The sequence below is a fragment of the Halobellus ruber genome (assembly GCF_014212355.1).
GTDB lineage: Archaea > Halobacteriota > Halobacteria > Halobacteriales > Haloferacaceae > Haloquadratum > Haloquadratum rubrum.
Window position 1 is genome coordinate 564,434 of record NZ_JACKXD010000003.1, and the last position, 21,462, is coordinate 585,895.

The window sequence follows — 21,462 nt, forward strand, 5'->3', positions numbered from 1 at the left end:
GTCCGGGGACGGAATCACCCGGACCGCGGAACCACCAGCACCGGGACCGCGACCGTCCGGAGCACGCTCGACGTGACGCTTCCCAGGAGCTGTCGGCTGCGGTTCGAGCGGCCGGAGGCCCCCATCACCACCAGGTCGATCCCGGCCGCGTCGACGTAGTCGCGAACGGCGGCGGCGGCGCCTCCGGTCGCCGTCGCCCGTTCGATGGCGGTCCGGATCCCGACCTCCGGGGCACTCGCGCCGAGTTCCCCGGCGGCCGCGTCGACCGCGTCCCGGCCCCGTCGCTCCAAGCGGTCGACGAACGCGGGTTCGAGACCGCCGGCGTTGAACACGCCGCCCGCCGCCTGGAGGTCGACGACGTTCAGAACGTCGACGGCCGATCCGAACGCTCGTGCGGCCGCCGCGACGTGCGGGACGGCCGCGTCGGCGGCGTCACTTCCGTCGGTCGGAAACAGGATCCGGGCGTAGTCGGCTGCGGTTTCGGCGGCGCCACCCGGGACGACGGCCACCGGGGTGGTTCGTCGGCCGAGGATCCGTTCGGTGACCCCGCCGAGGAGCCGCTTCCCGAGGCCGGAGACGCCCTGTCTACCGACGACGATCAGGTCCGCTCCCCGGTCTCCCGCGTACGCGGTGATCCGGTCGGCGGGCGTCCCCTCGACCACGTCCGTCGTGACGGACCCGACCTCGTCGGGGGCGAGTGCCGCGACGTCGTCCACGATCGCCTCCCCGCTCGATTGCAGCCGCGTCCGCTCGTCCTCGGTCGCGGTGAGCCGCAGCGCGCGCCGCTCGACGACGTGCAGGACCGAGACGGTCGAATCGAAGGTGGCGGCGAGCGAGAAGCCGTGTCGGGCCGCTGCCGCGGCTTCGTCGCTGCCGTCTACGGGGATCACGATGTGGTCGTACATTGGCCTGCCACGGCGTTCGCAACCCACCGGCTTCACCTTTTCCGGGATAGTCCGGGAGCGCCGGTCGGGAGGTCTCCCGGCGGGACGCCGGGTTCCGATGGCGGGCCGGAGTGTACCTGCGGCTCCCCCCGACCCGACACGTCTTTTTGCGCGCAACTCGTCCGGTCCACCAATGGACACGCTTCTGTGGGTGCTCGTCGGACTCGCCGCCTACTCCGCCGTCGCGCTCTTCCTCTCGCGGCGCGGGTTGGTGCCGAGTTCGGTGCGGCTCCAGGGCCCTTTTACCACCGTCCACACGAAGCGGGGGCGGGAGTTCATCGACCGGATCGCCGCTCCCAAGCGGTTCTGGCGGGCGTGGACCAACCTCGGGGTCGGCGCCGCACTCGTGATCATGGCCGGGATGTTCCTCTTTTTGCTGCTCCAGGGGATCGCGATCCTCCAGCAGCCCCCGCCGGCGTCGTCGGTGAACCAGCCGCAGAACTTCCTCGTGGTGCCCGGCGTCAACGACTTCCTGCCGCTGTCGGTCGCCCCGGAGATCGTCTTCGGGTTGCTGGTGGGACTGGTGGTCCACGAGGGGGGCCACGGCATCCTCTGTCGGGTCGAGGGGATCGAGATCGAGTCGATGGGGGTGTTCCTGCTCGCGATCGTCCCGCTCGGCGCGTTCGTCGAACCCGACGAGGAGAGCCAGCGGGAGGCCTCCCGGGGGGGCAAGACCCGGATGTTCGCCGCGGGCGTGACGAACAACTTCTTCGTGACGATCGTCGCCTTCGCGCTGCTTTTCGGCCCCGTGGTCGCGAGCATCGGCGTCGCCCCCGGGATGGCCGTCGCCGACACCTACGAGGGGTCGCCCGCCGCGACCGCGGGGATCGGCCCCAGCGACCGGATCACCGCGGTCGGTGGCGTCCCCGTCGACAACGAGACCACGCTCGACGCCGCCCTGCTCGACGCCGACGACCGGACGGTGACGGTCGAACTCGACGGCGGGGGAAGCGCCGCCGACCGGGGGGCTCGGACGACCGAGGTCGAACGGTCGCTCGTAGCGGTCGACTCGGTCCCCGGCAACCCCGCGAACCTCTCGGTCGGGGAGTCGGCGGTCAACGTCACCGCGGTCAACGGCTCGGCGGTGGCGACCCGGCCGGGGTTCGTCGAGGCCGTCGGCGAGGGCCGGGTCGTCGAGGTCGAGACCGAACGCGGGGCCGTCACGATCCCGGCCGGCGCGTATCTCACCCGCGTCGCCGCCGACGGCCCGCTCGCCGAGACGGGCGCGCCGACGGAACCCGGCGTGATCGTGACCGCGATCGACGGCGAGCGCGTGGTGACCGCGGCGGAACTCACCCGCGCACTCGACGACACCGACCCCGGACAGACCGTGTCGGTGGAACTGTACCACGACGGCGCCGCCGAGACCTACGACGTGACGCTCGGCACCAACCCGCGGGACGGCACCGGCTTCCTCGGCGTCAACATCTTCCCGGGGACGAGCGGGCTGCTCCTGACCGACTTCGGCGCGCAGGCGTATCCGGCGGGGACCTACATCGAACTCCTCGGCGGCGACGGCGGCCCCGACGCCACCAGCCTCTCGGGGGCGATCGCGGAGTCGCCGCTGGGCGCCGTCTACATTTCGCTCGTGCTCCCGCTTGCCTCCCTGGTGCTCGGGATCCCCAACTTCCCGGGGTTCACCGGCAACGTGCTGAACTTCTATTCCGTCGGCGGGCCGCTGGGCGCCCTCGGCGGCGGCGTGTTCGTCCTCGCGAACGTCGCCTTCTGGATGGCGTGGATCAACCTCCAGTTGGCACTGTTCAACTGCATCCCCGGCTACCCGCTGGACGGCGGCCGGATCCTCCGGACCAGCGCGGAGGCGGTGGTCGCCCGGCTGCCGGTCCCCGACCGCAACCGCGTCGTGAGCACGATCACGACCGCGGTCGGGGTGACGATGTTGATGTCGCTTCTCATCCTGGTGTTCGGGCCGACCGTCCTCGGCGGGTAACGAACGGGGTCGGCGTGCGGCGGCCACGACGCGCCGGCCGGTCGTATCGGCTTTGCGGGAGTCGCGTCCCCGCTACTCGCGTCCGATCGGGACGGCATCGGCGTGGCCGTCGGCAGGTTCGCCGACCGGGTCGGTGTGGGCATCGGCGCGCGTGAGGTGCGTCCGTCTGAATTCGGTCGGGTACTTCAGCCCGTAGCCGACGGCCCGGTCGGCACCGATGTGGGCAGCCCACACGAGGGCGACCCACACGAGGGGGGTCACGCCCACCAGGAGGCCGAGTGCCCCGAGGGAGATCGGCGCAACCGTGGTGTGAAACAGGTTGTAGGCCCGGCTGCCGGCGCGGGGGCCCGCGAGGTAGCCCAGCATCGAGAGGTCCGGAGCGAGCGCGAGGACGGGAAACAGCCACACCGGCGCCCCGAGCGCGACGTACGCCGCGGTCGCGGCGCCGAACAGGGCGAGTCCCTCGATCCGGAGAACGGTCGTCGGGTGCATACGACGTGATGGTTCGCCGAGAACATAAAGCGGGATGTGAGCCGTGGCGACACGGGTGCAGGGTCGGGACTGTGGCGGCGAACGTCGGCCCGCGTCGGGATCCCGCCGCCGACTCGCAACGCCCATACCGGTGGCGTGCCAACCGTGCGGTATGACTGACGCTCCCCCGACCGACGAAGGGTGGTTCGTCCTCCACGACTTCCGAACCGTCGACTGGGACGCCTGGCGCGAGGCGCCCGACCGCGAACGCGACCGCGCGATCGAGGAGGGAGTCGAGTACCTCCGGACCCACGAGGCCGTCGACGACGCCGACGAGGGCGACTCCGGCGTGTTCTCGGTACTCGGCCACAAGGCCGACCTCCTCGTGCTCCACTTCCGGCCGACGCTCGGCGCCCTCTCGCGGGCCGAACGCCGGTTCGAGGGGACGGCGCTCGCGTCGTTCACCGAGCAGACCACCTCGTACGTGTCGGTCACGGAGATCTCCGGATACTCGACCCCGGAGTTCTTCGAAGAGCCCGAGGCGGTCGACGAGGGGACGCGCCGGTATATGGAGGGGAAGCTGACCCCGGAGATCCCCGACGACGGGTACGTCTCCTTCTACCCCATGACGAAGCGCCGCGGCGAATCGTACAACTGGTACGACCTCGACTTCGAGAAGCGCGCGGAGTTGATGGCCGAGCACGCCGAGACCGGCAAGGGGTACGCCGGCCGGATCAACCAGATTATCGCCTCCTCGGTCGGGTTCGACGACCACGAGTGGGGCGTGACGCTGTTCGCCGACGACCCCACGGACATCAAGGACATCGTCTACGAGATGCGGTTCGACGACGTCTCCGCGAAGTACAGCGACTTCGGGGAGTTCTACGTCGGCCGCCGGTTCCCGCCCGCCGACCTCGGCGCGTATCTGGCGGGCGAGACGGTGCCGACGGGCGAAGCGGGTCACGAGAGTGAAGCACACGCTCACGGCGACGCCGACAGCGGGGACGCAAGCGACGCCGACGGTCACGGCGACGACGACGCCGAGCAGGATGGTCACGACGGCGACGACGCCGACGACATCCGCCGGGAACTCGCCGACCTCGACATCTACGCGGGCCAGCCCCACGGCGAGGACGTCTACGCGACGGTGCTCTACTCCGCGGCCGACACCGACGAGCTGTTCTCGGAGGTCGAGGGGCTCCGCGGGAACTTCGACCACTACGACACCCACGTCAAGACCGCGGTCTACGAGGCCCGCGGGCGCGACCGCAACGCGGTCGTGAGCATCTGGGACACCGCCTCCGCGGCCGAGACCGCCGCGGGTTTCCTCTCGGAGTTGCCGGAGGTCGTCTCCCGCGCCGGCGAGGAGTCGGGCTTCGGGACGATGGGGATGTTCTACACCGTCAAGCCCGATTACCGCGAGGAGTTCCACGACACCTTCGACGACGTCGAGGGGATCCTCGAGGGGATGGAGGGCCACCAGGAGACGGACCTGTTTGCGAACGTCGAAGACGAGAACGACATGTTCATTTCCAGTCAGTGGGACGCCCGCGAGAACGCGATGGCCTTTTTCCGCTCGGAGGAGTTCGGCGAGACCGTCGAGTGGGGCCGCGAGGTGCTTGCCGACCGGCCGCGACACGTCTTCCTGGCGTAGAGTCGTTCCGCAGGTCGCCGCGTGTGGCCGTCTCTCACCGACTGCGACGGTAGCCCGCGACCCCGACGACGCCGGCGAAAAGCGTCACCGCGTCCCACGGCGAGGGGTCGATTCCGCGGGCGTCGGCGTCGCGTCGCACCCACGCCGCGAGCAGGAGGTGGACGGCGGCCGTCACCACGAGAAACCGGGTGCGGTTCATCCGTCAGTCCGACGACGCGGAGTTCCGCGGCCCGGCGGTCGCCCGCTTGTCGATCCCCGCCGCGCGGATGTCCTCGCCGTCGACCGACGACCGGAGTTCGTCCATTCCGTCGTCGCGGTCGATCCCGAAGTTGTCGGCGTAGCGGTCGGCGACGCGGGCGAGTTCGTCGTCGGAGAGTTTCGGCACCTCCGAGGCCGCCGCCCACCGGGAGATGTCCGCTTTCGTGTGGAACGTCGGCGTCACGGTGGCGACTGCCTCGTGGCTGAGGAGGTACGCGATCGCGGCCTGGGCCATCGTGCGCTCCCCATCCCGTTCGAGGAACCGCAGCGCCTCCAGTTTCTCCCACCCGGTCTCGTACCACGCGTCGGGGCGGAACCCGCGGTGGTCGTCGAGGTCGTGGCCCGTTTCGGGGGTGACCTGCTCGTTCAGGAGGCCCGAGGAGTGCGGCACGCGGGGGATCAGGCTGGTCGAGGAGCCGGTCTCGGCGATGGTGTCGAGGAAGTGATTGCCGACCTCCTGTTCGAGGAGGTTCCAGACCAGCTGGACCGAATCGAACTCCGCTTCGATCGCCATATCGCCCTCCGCGAGCCACCCGATCGAGGGGCCGAGCGCCCACCCGACCGCGCGGACGAGTCCCTCCTCCCGGAGTTCGTCGAGGGCTTCGAGCACGTCGGCGTCGACCTCGTCGACGTTTGCGTTGTGCAACTGGAGCACGTCGACGTACTCCGTTTCGAGCCGGTCGAGGCTGCGTTCGGTGGCTTTCCGGACCCACTCGCCGGAGATCTCCTTGGGGAGTTCCCCGTGGCCGGCCTGGGGGTTGTTGTAGAAGTCGTAGCCGATCTTCGTGGCGACAGTGACGTCCTCGCGGTGGTCTTCGAGCGCCTCGCCGAGGAGTTTCTCGCTGTCGCCGTGGCCGTAGACGTCGCCGGTGTCGAAGTAGGTGATTCCCTCGTCGATCGCGTGGTGGACGAGGTCGATGGCGTCCTGGCGGGTGCGGTCGCCCCACCAGTCGGTGCCGACCACCCACGCGCCGAACCCGACCTCGCTGACTTCGACGTCGGAGTCGCCGAGCGTCCGGACGTTCATACCCCAGCGTTGGTCGGCGCTCTATTCAGGCTGTCGACTCCGCGGATCACACGGCCGACGTCGCCCGTCGGGACGCCCCGGCCGTCCGTGGGTTTATTTCCGAAGCCGGGACCATCCGCCGCGTGATCTGAGCAGAGCCCCGCGCCGGGTAGCGATCGCTCGGCACGCCGGCGCGGGAGGGAGCCGAGTGCCGACTGTTCGCCACCAGCTCAGCGTCGTATCCCCGGCAGAACCGGCGATTCACCCCCGTTCGTACGTGAAAATCCCGTCCGGGTCGTACCGCTCGCGGACCTCGCGCAGCCGCGCGGCGCGGTCGGCGTACACGTCGTCGGCGTCGGGATCCGTCCCGCCGGCGAAGTTCGGGAGCGTACCCGGCAGCGACGCGTCCCCCTCGACGGCCCGACAGGTCTCCCGGACCCACTCGACGTTTGCGGCCGTCGCCGTCGGGTCGTCCCACGCCGCCTCGACGTTGACGACGACCGAGGCGTCGCGGCCGACGATCGGACCCGCGTCGTCGCCGGCGCGTCCGACCGCCCCGTGCATCGGCCAGAGGACGATGGTCGAGAGGTCCGAAGGCGCCCGCTCGGTCGCACGCCGGAGCTCGCGGATCGCGTCGTCGCGGAGCTCCGCGAGCGGGACGGCCTTCCAGTAGTACCGGCGTCCGTCGGGGAAGTCCGCGTCCAGCATCGACTGGAGGTCGACGTACGGCATCGCGTCAACGGAGGTCCTGAAGGTGTCGGCGCCGCCGACGAACCACTCGAACTCGTCGCGGCCGGCCGCCGGCTCGCCGGCGTACACCCCAGCCACCACGACCGCGGGGTCACCGTGCCGGGTGTCGGGGAACTCCGGCGTCGGCGGAACCCGGGCGAAGGACGGGAAGACGCACGCCTCGTCGGGGGCGGCTTCCTGGTACCGCCGGTACTCCCGGAGCACTTCGGCCGCGCGGTCCGCCGGCAGCCACGACTCCGCGTAGAGCACGTCGTGGTCGAGCGGGTGGAGGTCGAACTCGAAGGCGGTCACCACGCCGACGGTCCCGCCGCCGCGGGCGGCCCACAGCAGGTCCTCGTTCCGGTCGGGGGTCGCCGTCAGGCGCTCGCCGCGACCGGTCACGACGTCGATCGCCCGGAGGTTGTCGGCGGCGAAGCCGTGTTTCGGCGAGAGGTAGCCCGTGCCGCCGCCGAGCGTGAGCCCCGCGACGCCGGTGTCGGAGACCACGCCGCCGGGCGTCGCTAGCCCGAACGACTGGGTGGCGCGGTCGACCAGCCCCCAGTCCGCACCCGCGCCGACGCGGGCGATCCGGTCCTCGGGGTCGACGCGGACCCACTCCAGTCCGGAACAGTCGACGACGAGGCCGCCGGAGACGACCGACGCGCCGGCGACGCTGTGGCCGCCGCTCCGGACGGCGACCGCGAGACCGTGGTCGCGGGCGAACGCGATCGCCGCGGTCACGTCGTCGACCCGCTTGCAGTACGCGATCGCCGCGGGATACTCGTTCACCATCCCGTTCCAGACGCGGCGCGCCCCCGCGTATTCGCCATCGTCGGGAGTGACGAGGTCGCCGGCGAGCCGGTTCGAGAGGGTCGCAAGCGGGAGCGACGCGGCCGTCGACAGGGCGTCACGGTGTGGGTCCATATCGGCGGCTACCCGATCGCGCGGATTACCGTTTGTGGCCGCGCCGCCCCCGGCCGCTGGGAGTGTCGCGACCCCGTCGACGTGCGGACCTGCGCCGGCTTCGACGGCGACGCCGATCACCGGATGATCGTGACCGGAACGGTCGCCTTGTCGACGACGCTCTTGGCAACGCTGCCGACGACCTGTTCGCGTTCCTCCGAGAGCCCCCGGTGGCCGAGGTAGATGGCGTCGACGCCCGCCCGGTCGGCGTAGTCGGCGATCGCGTCCGACGGCCGCCCAGTCAGGAGTTTGGTGTCGGTTTCGAGGCCGCCGTCGCGGTCGGCGACCGCCTCGGTCGCCCGCTGTCTGGCCCGGTTGAGGACCTGCTCGCCGATGTCGGTCGCCCGGTCGCCCCCCGGGAGGACGATCTCGCCGTCGATCAGTTCGGTCTCGGGTTCCAAGACGTGGACGATCTCCAGGGTTGCGCCGAGACCGATCGCGTGCGTCGCGGCGTACTCGACGGCCTGGTCCGATTCCGTGGAACCGTCGACTGCGACGAGGTACTGCATACGTGCGTATTCGAGCACCAGCGTATAAATCCGTCCGGCGGTTCCCGACCGACGGGAGCGAATCGGGTGAACCGCCGCCATCAGGGAGCGAGCGTCGGCGACGAAGTCCGACGCGACCGACCGCTTATATCAGGTCCGCCATCCGCCCGAGATACTCGTCGTACACCCCGAGCGCGGACTCGACCGGCTCCGGCGACGCCATATCGACGCCGGCAGTGTCGAGCACGTCCATCGGATACGCGGAGCCGCCCATCGCGAGCGCGTCGCGGTAGTCCGCCGCTGCCGTCTCGCCCTCCGAAAGGATCCGCTCGACGATCGCGACCGCCGCGGAGATCCCCGTGGCGTACTGGTAGACGTAGTAGTTGTAGTAGAAGTGTGGGATCCGCATCCACTCCCGGGCGATCCGGTCGTCGAGAACGGCCGGTTCGTAGAAGTCGGCTTTGAGATCCCGGTACACCTCGTCGAACCGGTCGGGCGTGAGCGCGCCGTCGTCCTCGGCGATCTCGTGGATCCGAAGCTCGAAATCCGCGAACATCGTCTGCCGGTAGAGCGTCGACCGGAACCGTTCGAGGTACTCGTCGAGGACGTGGAGCCGGAGGTCGTCGTCCTCGACGGTTTCAAGCAGGTGATGCGTCAGGAGCGTCTCGTTGACCGTCGAGGCCACCTCCGCGACGAAGATGGTGTAGTCGGCGTACTGCCACGGCTGGGCGTCCTTCGCCAGTTCCGAGTGCAGCGAGTGGCCGAGTTCGTGCGCCAGCGTGAACATCGAGGAGATGTCGTCCTGGTAGTTCAGCAGGATGAACGGCTGGGTGTCGTAGGTGCCCGCCGAGAACGCCCCCGAGCGCTTCCCGCGGTTCTCGTAGACGTCGACCCACCGGGAGTCGAGCCCCTCCCGGAGCCGCTCCTGGTAGGCGTCGCCCAGCGGCGCGACCGCCTCGACGACGTACTCGGCGGCCTCCTCGTAGGGGATCTCCGGGCTCTCGGGCCCCGTCATCGGGGCGTAGAGGTCCCACATCCGGAGTTCGTCGACGTCGAGTGCCTCCCGTTTCAGTTCGGCGTGACGGTGGAGGGCGTCGAGGTTGTCGTGGACGGCCTCGAGCAGGGTGTCGTACACCGCAACCGGGACGTTGGGGCCGTCGAGCGCCGCCTCGCGGGCGGTATCGTAGTTGCGGGCGCGGGCGTACTTCACGTCCTTTCTGACGCTGTTCTTGAGCGAGGTCCCGACGGCGTTCCGGATCTCCGCCCACTCGTCGTAGTACGCCTCGTAGACCGTCCGCCGGAACGCCCTGTCGGAATGTTTCTGGAGCTTCGTGAAGTTGCCCTGGGTGATCTCGACGGACTCGCCGTCGGGGCGCTCGACCGTCGGGAACGTCAGATCCGCGTTCGAGAGCATCCCGTAGACGTCCGAGGCCGCGCCCGCGACCTCCCCGAGGTCGGCGAGCAGCTCCTCGACCTCCGCCGATCGGGTGTGGGGCTTCGTCCGCAACACGTCGTCGAAGTAGTGCTCGTACTCCGCGAGCGCGGGCTCGCTGTCGACGAACGCCGCGACGCCCTCGCGGTCGAGTTCCTGGAGTTCGGGGTCGAGGAAGCTGGTGGCCGAACTCGCCGTCGACGACAGCGACTCGGCTTTGGCCTGCATCGCCTGGTACTCCTGGTTTCGGGTGTCCTCGGCGCTCCGGAGGCTGGCGTAGCTCGTGACCTTCGAGACCTCCCGGAGGACCGACTCCCGGAGTTCCAGAAACTCCAGGAGCGTGTCGGGGCTCTCGGTCGCGCGACCCTCGTACTCGCGGAGGTCCTCGACGCGGTCGCTGACGGCCTCGTAGGCCGCCCGCCACGCGTCGTCGTCAGCGTAGATGCTGGTGAGGTCCCACGTGTCTTCGGTCGGGAGTTCGCTCCGTTCGGGCACCTGGCTCATACGTTGTGAACCCGGGCTGCGGAAGTAAGGCTTACGTGGCGCAGTAGCGTCGCGGGCGACGTTCGGCCCTCAGTCCCGAAGTGACGCGGCGATGTCCCGCAGCGACTCGTCGGGGCGGGCGGGGACGTCGTAGACCACCCGGTCGCCGGGGTCGCGGAGGCCATAACGGAAGCCGGGGTCGAGTTCGTCGAGTTCGACGGCGTCGCCCGGCCCCCGGTCGTGGGCGTCACACCATTCGACGAGCCGGTTGTCGCCCTCCCGGGGCGACCGGACCAGGCGTTCGTTGTCGTACGCGCCACTGATCAAGGGGCCGGTCGCGTCGGTGTCGACGCGGGCGTACGTGGTGGTGCCGTCGAGCAACAGCCGGACGACGTCGCCCGCCTCGACGGCGGCGTCGTCGGGCAGTCGGAGACAGGGGCGTCGGGTGCCCCCGCTTCGGGCGAGGTGCGCGCGGAGCGTCGTCACCGACGGGTGGTCGCTCGGGACGCGCTCGGACACGGCTTACTCCTCGTCGTTCCCGTCCGCCTCAGCGTCGGCGTCGGCCTCGTCGACGTCGGCCTCGTCATCGCCGAAGGTGCCGTCGACCATCCGGGCGTTGATCTGTGCGGTCGCCTCGGAGATGCGTCGGCCGCGAACCGTGACGCGCTTCCGCTCGCCCTCGTTGGAGGGGTGGTAGCCGACGCCGCCCTCGAGGAGGAGCTCTTTCAGTTCCGAGCCCGCGACGTCGGCCCGCATCGGGCGGCCGGCCTCGTCGGAGCCGCCGGTGAGTTCGAGCGTGACCCCGTCGTGCCCGACCGCGCCGCCGTCGACCTCGCTGCCGAGGTCGCGGTTGAGAAAGCGGTTCGCGTCCTGTCCGTCGACCTCGAACTGCTCTGTGTGTCCGGTCTCGTCGGAGACGACGATCTGGAATTCGGCCATACGCCACACGAGACGGCCGCGAATAAAAAGCACGTCGAAAGCGTTGCTGCGGGCAGCGGCGGCGTGAGCGCGCGCTTGGACCGTTGAGGACGGAAGCAGGGAGGTGACGCGGTCGACCGCGGTCGTTTATGCCGACTCGTCCGCGTCGAACCCCTCCTCCCACCGGAACCGGCCGTTCCGCTGGATCACCTCGCCGTCGACTTCCAGCCGGGAGTTCTCGCTCACGTCGGTGATGAGATCGACGTGGACCGCCGAGTCGTTGCCGGATTCGCCCTCCGGGAGGCAGGCGTCGTAGGCCCGCCCGACCGCGAGGTGGACGGTGTCGCCCAGCTTCTCGTCGAAGAGGACGTTGTCGGTCACTCGATCGATCCCGCGGTTCATCCCGATCCCGAGTTCGCCGAGCCGCCGGGCACCCTCGTCGGTGTCGAGGACGTCGCCGATGACTTCCTCGCCGACCGCCGCGGCGTGCTCGACCACCTCCCCGTCCTCGAACCGGAGGGTGACGTCGCGGATTCGGGACCCGGAGATCGTCATCGGCACGTCGAAGTGGACCGTTCCCTCCGTGGCGTACGGCGCGGTGAACACCTCGCCGGAGGGGAGGTTATGCGAGTCGTACGCCACCGACGCCGCGGAGTTAACCGCGGTGCGGCTCTCGATCGACATCGTGAGGTCGGTGTTTTCGGTCACGAGTCGGACCTGGCTGCCCGCATCGAGGAGCTGCTTCAACTGCTGCATCTCCTCTGCAAGCATCTCCCAGTCGCGGAGGACGGCGTCGTAGACGAAGTCCCGGTAGGCTTCGTACGACATCCCGGCCTGCTGGGCGAGCGACCGGGTCGGGTGGACGGTCGACACCCAGTCGGTTGCGAGTCGGGCCTCCCGGACGGGCGCGACCGCTTTCGCCGACGCCTGCCGGGTGTCGCCGTCGACGTCGGCGGTCGCGAAGGTGTTGCGACCGCCGCCTAAGGAGAGGACGGCGTCGGCGTGCTCGTAGAGTGCGAGTTCGTGCGCCGGCGTCTCGAAGTCACCGTCGTGCGCCCGGAGGTACGCCCGCGAGACCTCGTCGGAGGCGTACGAGGTGGCGACCGTCGCCCCGCGCTCGCCGAGTTTTTCCGCGACGGCGACCGCGAGGTCGTGTGCGCCCTCGGCGACGCGGACGACGACGTGGTCGCCCGAGTCGATCCGCGCGCTCCAGTCCACTAACACCTCGGCGTGGTCGCGTACGCGTTCGTCCATAGTACGCAGGTTGGGTGGGCGGGGGAAGCGTGTTTCGACGGTACAGTTTTGTCCGGAAATCAGTCACCGGGGATGGGTCCGAGGAGACCGTGGCCCCTTCCAGTCCCACCCGTGGCGGCTCTTCGGCAGCAGTCGCAGGAGTAAGTCGCCGAATCGGGCATCGGAACGGGGTGGAAGATCACGTCGACGCCGAAACCACAATCACTACCTCCGCGCGCGTCGCAGTCGGCGGTATGCAACTGGGCGTCGTCGGACTCGGCCGGATGGGACAGATCGTCGTCGACCGCGTGCTCGCGGCGGGTCACGACGTGGTGGCGTTCGACCTCGACAGGGAGGCGGTCGCGACAGCCGCCGACGCGGGGGCGACGCCCGCCGAGGGTCTGGACGACCTCGCCGACCGCCTCGGCGACGACAAGCGCGTCTGGCTGATGGTGCCCGCGGGCGAGGCGGTCGACGCGACCGTAGAGGAACTCGAACCTCGCCTCTCCGCCGAGGACGTCGTCGTCGACGGCGGGAACTCCCACTTCGAGGACTCGGTCCGGCGGGCGGCGTCGACAGACGCCGCGTACCTCGACTGCGGCACCTCCGGCGGGCCGGCGGGGGCTGAACTCGGGTTCTCGCTGATGGTCGGCGGCCCCGAGTGGGCCTACGACGCGATGACCCCCGTCTTCGACGCGGTGGCGACGGGGCCGGCCGGCCACGACCGGATGGGGGAGAGCGGGTCGGGTCACTACGTGAAGATGGTCCACAACGGCGTCGAGTACGCGCTGATGCAGGCCTACGGCGAGGGGTTCGAGCTCCTCGCGGACGGCCGCTACGACCTCGATCTCGAAGCCGTCGCCCGGACCTGGAACAACGGGGCGGTCATCCGGTCGTGGCTGCTGGAGCTCTGCGAGGAGGCGTTCCGCGAGGAGGGCTCGGACCTGGGAGACGTCGCCGACCACGTCGCCGGCGGCTCCACCGGGACGTGGACGGTCCAGGAGGCGCTGGAGCAGGGGGTGCCGGTGCCGCTCATCTACCAGGCGCTGGCCGAACGGTTCGGATCGCGGGCGACCGGCGACGGAACGGGTCGGTTTGCCCGGCGGCTGGCCAACCGGCTCCGGTACGGGTTCGGTCGCCACGAGGTCGCTCGGCGCTGAGGTCCGGGCGGCGGGGGCTTCGAAACAATCACAACCTCCTTAACCTCCGACTCCATAGCCGCGCATATGGTGGAAATAAACCTCGTCGGGCTCGGCCTCGGGGTGACGCTGACGCTGCTTGCCGTGGCGTTGCACTACGCCCGCGGCACCGGGTGGACCCCCACCGCGGACATCTCCCAGGAGGTGCTCGAACGGCGGGCGAGCGCCGTCCCGGAAACGGACTTCCCCGAGCCGATGAACCGATCCATCGGCGGCGGCGGTGCGGCCCCCGCGGCGGTCCCGGCCGGCGAGGGCGAGGAGGGCGAACTCGAGGACGGCGAGTCCGCCGAGGAGACGAGTCCCGCCGACATCCCCGACGACGAGGTGGAGTACTTCGAGGTCGAGTTCACGAAGCAGGGCGCGACCATCGAGGTTCCCAACAACGAACCCCTGCTCGACTCCGGCGAGGACGAGGGCTTCGACCTGCCGTATGCGTGCCGGCAGGGCCAATGTGTCTCGTGTGCCGGCCAGATCACCTCCGGCGGCAACTCCGAGGATTACGTGGTCCACGACAACCAACAGATGCTCGACGACGGCGAACTCGGCGAAGGATACACGCTGACTTGTGTGGCGTACCCGCGTGCTGACTTCACGATCGAAACGGGCGAAGCGCCATAAACCGGCGGTGTTGACCTCGGATCGGTTCACAACCGTTAAACGGACGGCAGCGATACTTCTCGCTGAGGGCCCGTAGCTCAGTGGACAGAGTCCCTGGTTCCGGACCAGGATGCCGCGGGTTCAAATCCCGTCGGGTCCGCTGATTCTGTTCGGAACGAAGTGGAGAGCGAATCAGCGACAGCTGCGGGATTTGAAGCAGGGAGCGAACGGGGTGAGCGACCGTGGTTCAAATCCCGTCGGGTCCGTTCGATTTCGCGAAGCGAAATCTCACTCCCCCGACGTTGTCACGCTCGTTTCACTCGCGTGACTCCCGTCGGGTCCGTCAGCGTTTCTGGCGGGGCGAATTCAACGGACGGCGGCCGGGTGTATATAAGCTAACCCCGTAGTTACGATTTTGAGTTCGTTACGTAGCGTAACGGGGGTCGTCGCCTTCGTGCGGTTCGTGAAATACGTAAGTATTCATCAAATTAACTTATTTTGGGCGGATACCGGCCTCTTTACGCCGTATCATCTCGATTTGGGGAGCAACTGTCGAGTTTTTATATTCAAGATACGTTCAGTTTCGTCCAAATCCTTGATTTGATACTCCCTTACGAAAGTATATTTATCCCTTGTCTGATCGATTAATAGTGTATCGATTTACCACGGACGAGGTTGACCACGAACGTGCTCACCACCAAGCGGTCATCCAGGGGGCGGATGATCTGGACATCAAGCGGATCGGCAATCTCGGTGAGCTCGCGTTCGAGCAGTTCTGTCGCGAGTATCTTCCCGTCGAGATGTGGGAATGGAAAAACGAGGAGGCGATCCGGCGGTGTAACTCCGAGAGTTTCTCCGGCTACGACTTCGAGGTGTTCGGGTACACCGTCGACGTAAAATCGTCCCGAGACGTGTCTGCGTTTCTTCCCGAATCCCTCGTTGAGCAGGATTCCGATGACGATATCGTAGTGATGATTTGGCATCGCGACAACGAGGACAGTCTGATGCTGCTCGGCTGGGAGCGCCTCGAAACGTTGAAATCGAAGGTCAAAACCGAGGCGGAATTCTCCGGCAACTCTCCGGAGAAACTCGATCACCTCGCGGCCCGACCGATGAACGAGCTGCTCGATCTCGGACCAAACACCGCTCATATGAACCAGAAGCCGGAGAACCCGTTCTCGCCGGGTGATCGGGTAGTGAAAGCCGGTGACGCGGAGCCGTCAGTAGGGGTTGTTGTCGAGGTGCTGCCGCCGGAGCAGAACACCGGTACATTCGGACACGAGATGGATGGAGAAGCGGTACGGGTCGCGTTCCCGAGTTCGCTCGATGAAGGGCCGGGTGCGTGGCGCGACTACCATCCTGCAATCCTCGCGTCGTACTGCGACGATCAAGGAATCAAGCTCTGGACGTACAAACACGAGAACCTCGCGTTCGCCGAGAATCCGTACGTGCCCGGAGATCAGGTGATCAAGACCAGTCACACCGATCCGGATACGGCCGTCGTGGTAGAGACTCCGGATGGGAGCGAAGACGTTACCGTCGCTTTTTTTCCAAACTACGAGGAGATCGGCGTGCTTCCGGTCGGACTTGCGGATTACTGTGAGGACAACGATATTAAGCGCTACACGTACAAGCATTCGGAAATCGAATTCGTTGTAAGAGACAACTGGGACGGGTGGAGCCGAAGATAGGTCGATCAGTGTTTTAATTTCCGTAACACCGTTTTAGCCTCAGAATCTGCCATATCTGCCTTCCAGAATGCCGTTGTGGGCGCTTTTGAGGCAATATCATACGTTGGCTGGAGGACGGGGACGGAGGGGGATGCGTCCAGCATCCTATGTGGAGTCGACCTTCCCCGGGGAGGGGGGGTACGTCCGGCAACAACCCTCAACGATCACGCTCAGGGAACCTACAGTCCACGACGTTTTATTCAAACTCCCCGGAAAGCGTGTCTATGGACTGGAACGTTTCGCGAATCCGGGAGCATAACCTTCGTTCGGTGTGGGAAAACGAGGAGCGGGATTTCACGAGGTGGTTGACGGAGAACATCGACCTGTTAGCGTCGGAGTTGGGGATAGAGATTGAGGATGCACGGGCAGAGGAAGCCGTTGGCGACTTCTCGGCTGATATCGTTGCACGGGAGATGAACACGGGTGAAACCGTCGTTATCGAGAATCAGTACAACAAGACGGACCACGATCACCTGGGTAAACTCCTGACGTACTCGTCCGGCAAGAATGCCGGATTCACGATGTGGCTTGCCGAGGAGTTTCGGCCGGAGCACCGGAGCGTGCTCGAATGGTTGAACGAAACCGGACCGAAAGGTGCGAAGTTCTTCGCGATCAAACCCCGCGTCGTGAGTATCGAGGGATCCGAGGAGCGTGGGTTCGAGTTCGAAGTCGTCGTTGAGCCCAACGAATGGGAACGGGAGGTTAGTGACGAATCCCTTACCGACTCCGAGCAAAGCTACCGACAGTTCTTCGCCGAGATGGTCGATGCATACTCCCAGAGGCGTCCGAACTGGTACAAACTCAACCCTGGGCCTCGAAACTATCTGACGTTCAGTGCTGGAATTTCAGGGGTTAGATTCGGGTGGGTATTCCATCAGGGGCCGGAGTTTTCCGTCGAACTCTATATTTCAACGTCGAATAAGGAACGTAACGAGGAGATATTTGAGGCATTAAAACGAGAACAGACGCAGATTGAGGAGAATTTGGGCGTTGAGTTGGAGTGGGAGCGTTTGCCTCGGAAACAGGCCTGCCGAATCAAGCGGCCGGAAGATATCGACGGGACGATCACCGAACTAACAGCTGACCAGCGAGAGTACCTGGTCGAATGGGGAGTGGATGCTATGGACGAGTTTCAAGAAGAGTTCGAACCGCGTCTTTCTGCGCTTGGATCCAACTGACTGCTGAACGGGTTCATCGGTGCAGTAGACTCACTACGTGGATGCCCCATATCCCAGCCGTCTTGCCGGACGCACCCCCCTCCCCCAGTTCTATTTTGGATTACGCCAGACCCTGCCGCTCGATTTGAACCTCTCCGTTCACAATCGTCACCAACCACGTTGAGGGATCGTTCTCCTGCGTCGACTTGCTGATTTCCGCGGTTGGGCCTGTAACGAGTAGGGGAGTCTCGTAGCCCACTATCGATCCACGACTTCCCACGTGCAGATGCCCCGAGACGACCAAATCTAACCAATCATCAGCCGAGTCGAGGAATTTCCGGAGGTCCAAGTGATTTGGATCGTTTCGATGAATCGAGGATCCGTTCTCGTCGACTGCCGGGTACGGCGTACCGTGTAGAACAAGGATCGATGCGGACACCGCCGCGTCGGGGAAATCCTCCGGCGGCAGGCTTGATACTGTTGGCTATAACTACGTGAAGATTTTCGACACCCCGGGGTGTCGAAATCCGTCACGGGACTATAGCCGACAGTATAACTTCACAGCTCGACTCTGCGCATTTAATTGAAAGCACGGTTTAGACACTCTCAACGCCTGATACTGCCGATAACTGAGTTCCGGAGTTCATAAGCGTACAAAGCCGAGTTCAAAGTATCAATTATTGAAACTGAGTGCGAGGGTATATATGTATGAATAATCCAAGACGAGTATGGCAACAGTCGGTAAAGGCAAACAACAGCAGCGAGTAGGAACCGGCGTCAGGGGCGCAGATGATATTCTTGGCGGCGGCTATCTCCCCGAATCCGCCACGCTTGTGCGAGGCGAACCCGGGGCGGGGAAGTCGATTTTCTCACTGCACTTTCTCGCCGCTGGCATTGATGCCGACGAGACCGCCATGTACATCAATCTCGGCGAACCCGAAGACTACATTCGGGATACCGCACGGGACTTCGACCTCAATGTCAATGGGGTCGAGTTTCTCAACCTCTCTCCCTCCGGCGACCGGTTTCAGGAAGAGGAGACGTACACCCTGTTTCGAGCTGACGAGGTGGAAACACCGTCACTGGTCAAGAACATTCGCACAGAAGTCCAGGAGGTCAACCCGGATCGGGTCGTCGTGGATCCAGTCACCGAATTCAGATATCTCGCCCCCGACGACCACCAGTTCCGGTCACAGATTTTGGGTCTCATCGAGTTCCTCAAAAGCGAGGGTGCAACGGTCCTGCTCACCTCGCAGGCTGCCTCGTCGATGCCCGACGACGACCTGCAGTTTCTCGTCGATGCTGTCATCAATATGCTGGAAGAGCCGGGGCGTCGGACGATGCACGTCTCGAAATTCCGTGGCTCTTCTGTCAGGCGTGGCCACCACACGCTCCAGATCACCGATGACGGCATGCGAGTCTGGCCACAGCTCGATCCCAATCGCCACGAACGGGAGCGTTCGACGGCGAAACTCTCTTCGGGCGTCCCGGAGTTGGATTCGCTTCTCTCGGGTGGCCTCACCAGCGGAACGATAACCTTTCTGAGCGGTCCCACGGGTGTCGGTAAGACCACGACAGGTCTCCAGTTCATGAAAGAAACCGCAGGGCGCGGCCAGCGTTCGGTCCTCTACAGCTTCGAAGAGGACCGACAGACACTGTTCGAGCGAGCGGAGGCCGTCAACATCCCCATAACCGATATGATCGACAGAGAGACACTCAACGTCGAGGTGATCGGGCCGGACGAACTCACAATCGACGAGTTCACCCACCAAATCCGAACAGAAGTCGAAGACAACGACTCAGAGGTCGTAATGATAGACGGAACCAGCGGGTTCGAGAAGTCACTGCGCGGTGTCGGCGCGGAACCGATGCAGGATCTCGTCAAGATCGGTCGCTATCTCCGCAATATGGGCGTGACCGGAGTCGTAACCAACGAAGTGCACGATATCACAGGCCAGTTCCGCGCGACCGAACAGGGCATGAGCTATCTGGCCGACAGTATCGTCGTCCTGCGCCACGTCGAATACAAAGGGTCGCTCCGGAAAGTAATCGGCGTCCTCAAAATGCGCACCAGCGAGTTCGAGAACCAGCTCCGGGAACTGGAGATCACCGAACACGGGCTGCGGGTCGGAGAATCGCTCCCCGAACTCCGTGGAATTCTCACCGGGACACCGACATGGGACGAGAATGTTGACTGAATCACCCGAGCCTGCACCCGCCGACCCGTCGGGAACGGAACCACCACCGACCCGAATTTTGCCTATACTCTCCTCGACGGGCAATCAGCGGGTGCTCGTCAACTGGCTACAGCAACAGGACCAGTACGAGGCTCTCTCCGATGACCACGCTGGAGTCCCGGACAGGGACTTCGACATGGTGATTATCGACGAGCAGTCGCTCTGTGAGCACGGTACAGCGTTACGAGAGCGAAAGGAAGAGACAGAGGCTTTTCTCCCGGTGCTTCTGGTACGTTCCGACACCGCCGCGGATAGACTCGGCCTCCAAGACCAGACCGAGGCGGAGACAGAGAGGGTGGTCGGACAGGTGGTCGATGAAATTCTGACGACGCCGATTGCCATCGCGGAGTTGCGGCGCAGACTCGCCACGCTCACACGCATCAGAGACCAGTCGCTCGCACTACAGCGCAAGACCGACCAGCTCCTGTTGTTGAACCGCGTCACGCATCACGATATCCAGAACGAAATGAACGTCCTCATGGGCTTCACAGCGAGCCTCGAAGCCCACACGGACGACGCCGGTGCCGAGATTTGCCAGCGGGTTCTCGACAGCAGTCAGAACGTCGTGGATCTCATGGGAGTCGTGCGTGAATTCGGTGAGATACTCGAAACGGCTGGTGAACCGGACCTGCAGGCGATCAATCTCGGAGACGTGTTGACCGAGCAGCTCACCACCCATCGTTCGACGTTCGATGAGACCGAGTTCGTCGTTACCGGCGAGATTCCACGGGTAGACGTCAGGGCAAACGACCTCCTCGGGTCGGTGTTCAGGAACCTCTTGAAAAATGCAGTCCAACACAACGACACTGACACGCCACGCGTTGAGATAACCGTCCGAGACGGTGATGAGACAGTTACCGTCACGATTGCCGACAACGGTCCGGGTATTCCGCCCGACCGGCGGGACGCTGTCTTGGGTCGAACCGAGCAAGGACCCAATCATCCCGCCGCGGGACTCGGCCTCTACCTCGTTGATACGCTCGTTGATCAGTACGGCGGCACGCTTCGGATCACCGATTCGACTCTATCAGGTGTCGCTATCGGGATAGAACTCTCGAAACAGCCGACCGCCGAAGTGGATGGGATCGATGGTGACTCCTGAAGCGACTTCAGACTCCGGGACTCGTGTTCTCCCCCTCATTCTGGATGGGGGCAACCGCCAGTTGCTCGTCGAGTGGATCGACGGTCATCCCTCACTCGAACCGGTTGAGTTGGCGGACGGAATCGGCGAGACTACGTTCGACGTGTGTATCCTTGATAAAGCCGCATTCCGGAAACATCACGACAAACTTCGAACGAAGAAAACAACGACAGCCCCCGTTTTGCTTCCATATCTCCTGTTGCTTCCGGACTCCGAATCTGATATCGTCGAGACAGATGCCGGTCAGCTGGCCGATAACGTCGTCACAGAGACGGTTGATGAACTCGTCACGATGCCCATCCAGCAGGCTGAGCTCCACTGGCGACTCGCGGCGCTGCTTCGACTCCGTGAGCAATCACTCACGTTACACGATCGCAAGCGTGAGCTCGAACGTCAGGTCGATGTATTCACGACGGCACAGGATATTGCGAACGTCGGCGCTTGGGAGTACGATATCGACGCTGACGAATGGTGGTGGAGCGACGAGTTTCGTCGCATCTACGGTCTTTCACCAGACACACCACCGTCTCAAACGGAGAGTTTCCAGTACTACCATCCGGAGGACCGGCCAATTATCGAGGAGGCATTCGACGCCGCCGTCGAAGATGGTGAACCGTACGACCTCGACCTCCGGCTTACTGACGCGGAGGACGATCACCGATGGGTTCGAACGATAGGTGAACCGCAGCACGTAGACGGGGAACTGAGTTCCGTTCGGGGTATCGTTCAAGACATTACCGAGCGCAAAGACCGCCAGCAGTAATTGGAGCCTCTCGATTGGGCGGTAAGCTACAATCTCCGCACTGAAATAAACGCGATTCAGGTCGAGACGGAGTCAGCGACTGTGCAGGCGGTTCGAGACTGTGGGACAACC

Annotated in this window: 19 protein-coding genes and 1 tRNA gene; 10 read left to right on the forward strand and 10 right to left on the reverse strand. The window is 65.5% G+C overall.

Annotated features, from left to right (window positions below; genetic code table 11):
• Nucleotides 1-14: 14 nt before the first annotated feature.
• Nucleotides 15-905, reverse strand: coding sequence for a universal stress protein (locus H5V44_RS11245; RefSeq protein WP_185193195.1), 891 nt, complete (start codon nucleotides 903-905; stop codon nucleotides 15-17).
• A 172-nt stretch (nucleotides 906-1,077) separates the two neighbouring features.
• On the opposite strand from H5V44_RS11245, the gene H5V44_RS11250 reads away from it, so the two are divergent.
• Nucleotides 1,078-2,892 (forward strand): site-2 protease family protein, encoded by a 1,815-nt coding sequence (locus H5V44_RS11250; RefSeq protein WP_185193196.1) that lies wholly within the window; start codon nucleotides 1,078-1,080, stop codon nucleotides 2,890-2,892.
• Between the two features lie 72 nt (nucleotides 2,893-2,964).
• Here the strand turns inward: H5V44_RS11250 and H5V44_RS11255 are convergent, their stop codons facing one another.
• Nucleotides 2,965-3,384: a DUF4260 domain-containing protein gene (locus tag H5V44_RS11255; protein WP_185193197.1), complete on the reverse strand. Its 420-nt coding sequence runs from the start codon at nucleotides 3,382-3,384 to the stop codon at nucleotides 2,965-2,967.
• Nucleotides 3,385-3,535: 151 nt separating this feature from the next.
• On the opposite strand from H5V44_RS11255, the gene H5V44_RS11260 reads away from it, so the two are divergent.
• Nucleotides 3,536-5,017: a heme-binding protein gene (locus tag H5V44_RS11260; protein WP_185193198.1), complete on the forward strand. Its 1,482-nt coding sequence runs from the start codon at nucleotides 3,536-3,538 to the stop codon at nucleotides 5,015-5,017.
• Nucleotides 5,018-5,051: 34 nt separating this feature from the next.
• Here H5V44_RS11260 and H5V44_RS11265 read toward each other — a convergent pair whose 3' ends face one another.
• The 8 genes from H5V44_RS11265 to H5V44_RS11300 form a co-directional block, all read right to left on the reverse strand.
• On the reverse strand, nucleotides 5,052-5,216 hold the full coding sequence (locus H5V44_RS11265; RefSeq protein ID WP_185193199.1) for a hypothetical protein: 165 nt from the start codon (nucleotides 5,214-5,216) through the stop codon (nucleotides 5,052-5,054).
• A gap of 3 nt (nucleotides 5,217-5,219) precedes the next feature.
• Nucleotides 5,220-6,302 carry an aldo/keto reductase gene (locus tag H5V44_RS11270; protein ID WP_185193200.1) on the reverse strand — a complete coding sequence of 361 codons (1,083 nt, stop codon included), beginning with the start codon at nucleotides 6,300-6,302 and terminating at the stop codon, nucleotides 5,220-5,222.
• Between the two features lie 240 nt (nucleotides 6,303-6,542).
• Entirely contained in the window at nucleotides 6,543-7,934 is a 1,392-nt protein-coding gene (locus H5V44_RS11275; RefSeq protein WP_185193201.1) for an FAD-binding oxidoreductase, read from the reverse strand.
• A gap of 116 nt (nucleotides 7,935-8,050) precedes the next feature.
• A complete protein-coding gene (locus H5V44_RS11280) occupies nucleotides 8,051-8,482 on the reverse strand; it encodes a universal stress protein (RefSeq protein WP_185193202.1) in 432 nt (143 codons plus the stop codon).
• A gap of 124 nt (nucleotides 8,483-8,606) precedes the next feature.
• Nucleotides 8,607-10,397 carry an oligoendopeptidase F gene (pepF, locus tag H5V44_RS11285; protein WP_185193203.1) on the reverse strand — a complete coding sequence of 597 codons (1,791 nt, stop codon included), beginning with the start codon at nucleotides 10,395-10,397 and terminating at the stop codon, nucleotides 8,607-8,609.
• 69 nt (nucleotides 10,398-10,466) lie between these two features.
• Nucleotides 10,467-10,895, reverse strand: a complete 429-nt coding sequence (locus H5V44_RS11290) for a DUF7112 family protein (RefSeq protein ID WP_185193204.1) — start codon at nucleotides 10,893-10,895, stop codon at nucleotides 10,467-10,469.
• A gap of 3 nt (nucleotides 10,896-10,898) precedes the next feature.
• Entirely contained in the window at nucleotides 10,899-11,315 is a 417-nt protein-coding gene (locus tag H5V44_RS11295; protein WP_185193205.1) for a 30S ribosomal protein S6e, read from the reverse strand.
• Between the two features lie 126 nt (nucleotides 11,316-11,441).
• The gene (locus H5V44_RS11300; protein WP_185193206.1) at nucleotides 11,442-12,548 is read right to left on the reverse strand and encodes an aminopeptidase; all 1,107 of its coding nucleotides are present in this window, start codon (nucleotides 12,546-12,548) and stop codon (nucleotides 11,442-11,444) included.
• A gap of 233 nt (nucleotides 12,549-12,781) precedes the next feature.
• On the opposite strand from H5V44_RS11300, the gene gnd reads away from it, so the two are divergent.
• The 8 genes from gnd to H5V44_RS18000 all read left to right on the forward strand — a co-directional run bounded on the left by gnd (nucleotide 12,782) and on the right by H5V44_RS18000 (nucleotide 21,351).
• Complete coding sequence (gene gnd, locus H5V44_RS11305; protein WP_185193207.1) at nucleotides 12,782-13,687, forward strand: phosphogluconate dehydrogenase (NAD(+)-dependent, decarboxylating); 906 nt, start codon at nucleotides 12,782-12,784, stop codon at nucleotides 13,685-13,687.
• Between the two features lie 66 nt (nucleotides 13,688-13,753).
• Entirely contained in the window at nucleotides 13,754-14,344 is a 591-nt protein-coding gene (locus H5V44_RS11310) for a 2Fe-2S iron-sulfur cluster-binding protein (protein ID WP_246403914.1), read from the forward strand.
• Between the two features lie 66 nt (nucleotides 14,345-14,410).
• Nucleotides 14,411-14,483 (forward strand) — tRNA-Arg (locus H5V44_RS11315).
• 490 nt (nucleotides 14,484-14,973) lie between these two features.
• Nucleotides 14,974-16,014: a hypothetical protein gene (locus H5V44_RS11320; RefSeq protein WP_185193208.1), complete on the forward strand. Its 1,041-nt coding sequence runs from the start codon at nucleotides 14,974-14,976 to the stop codon at nucleotides 16,012-16,014.
• 263 nt (nucleotides 16,015-16,277) lie between these two features.
• Nucleotides 16,278-17,231, forward strand: a complete 954-nt coding sequence (locus H5V44_RS11325; protein WP_185193209.1) for a DUF4268 domain-containing protein — start codon at nucleotides 16,278-16,280, stop codon at nucleotides 17,229-17,231.
• A 707-nt stretch (nucleotides 17,232-17,938) separates the two neighbouring features.
• On the forward strand, nucleotides 17,939-19,408 hold the full coding sequence (locus tag H5V44_RS11330; protein WP_185193210.1) for an ATPase domain-containing protein: 1,470 nt from the start codon (nucleotides 17,939-17,941) through the stop codon (nucleotides 19,406-19,408).
• Nucleotides 19,401-20,549: a sensor histidine kinase gene (locus H5V44_RS11335; protein WP_185193211.1), complete on the forward strand. Its 1,149-nt coding sequence runs from the start codon at nucleotides 19,401-19,403 to the stop codon at nucleotides 20,547-20,549. The genes H5V44_RS11330 and H5V44_RS11335 overlap by 8 nt, the downstream gene beginning before the upstream one ends.
• Complete coding sequence (locus tag H5V44_RS18000; RefSeq protein ID WP_185193212.1) at nucleotides 20,539-21,351, forward strand: PAS domain-containing protein; 813 nt, start codon at nucleotides 20,539-20,541, stop codon at nucleotides 21,349-21,351. The genes H5V44_RS11335 and H5V44_RS18000 overlap by 11 nt, the downstream gene beginning before the upstream one ends.
• Nucleotides 21,352-21,462 lie beyond the last annotated feature (111 nt).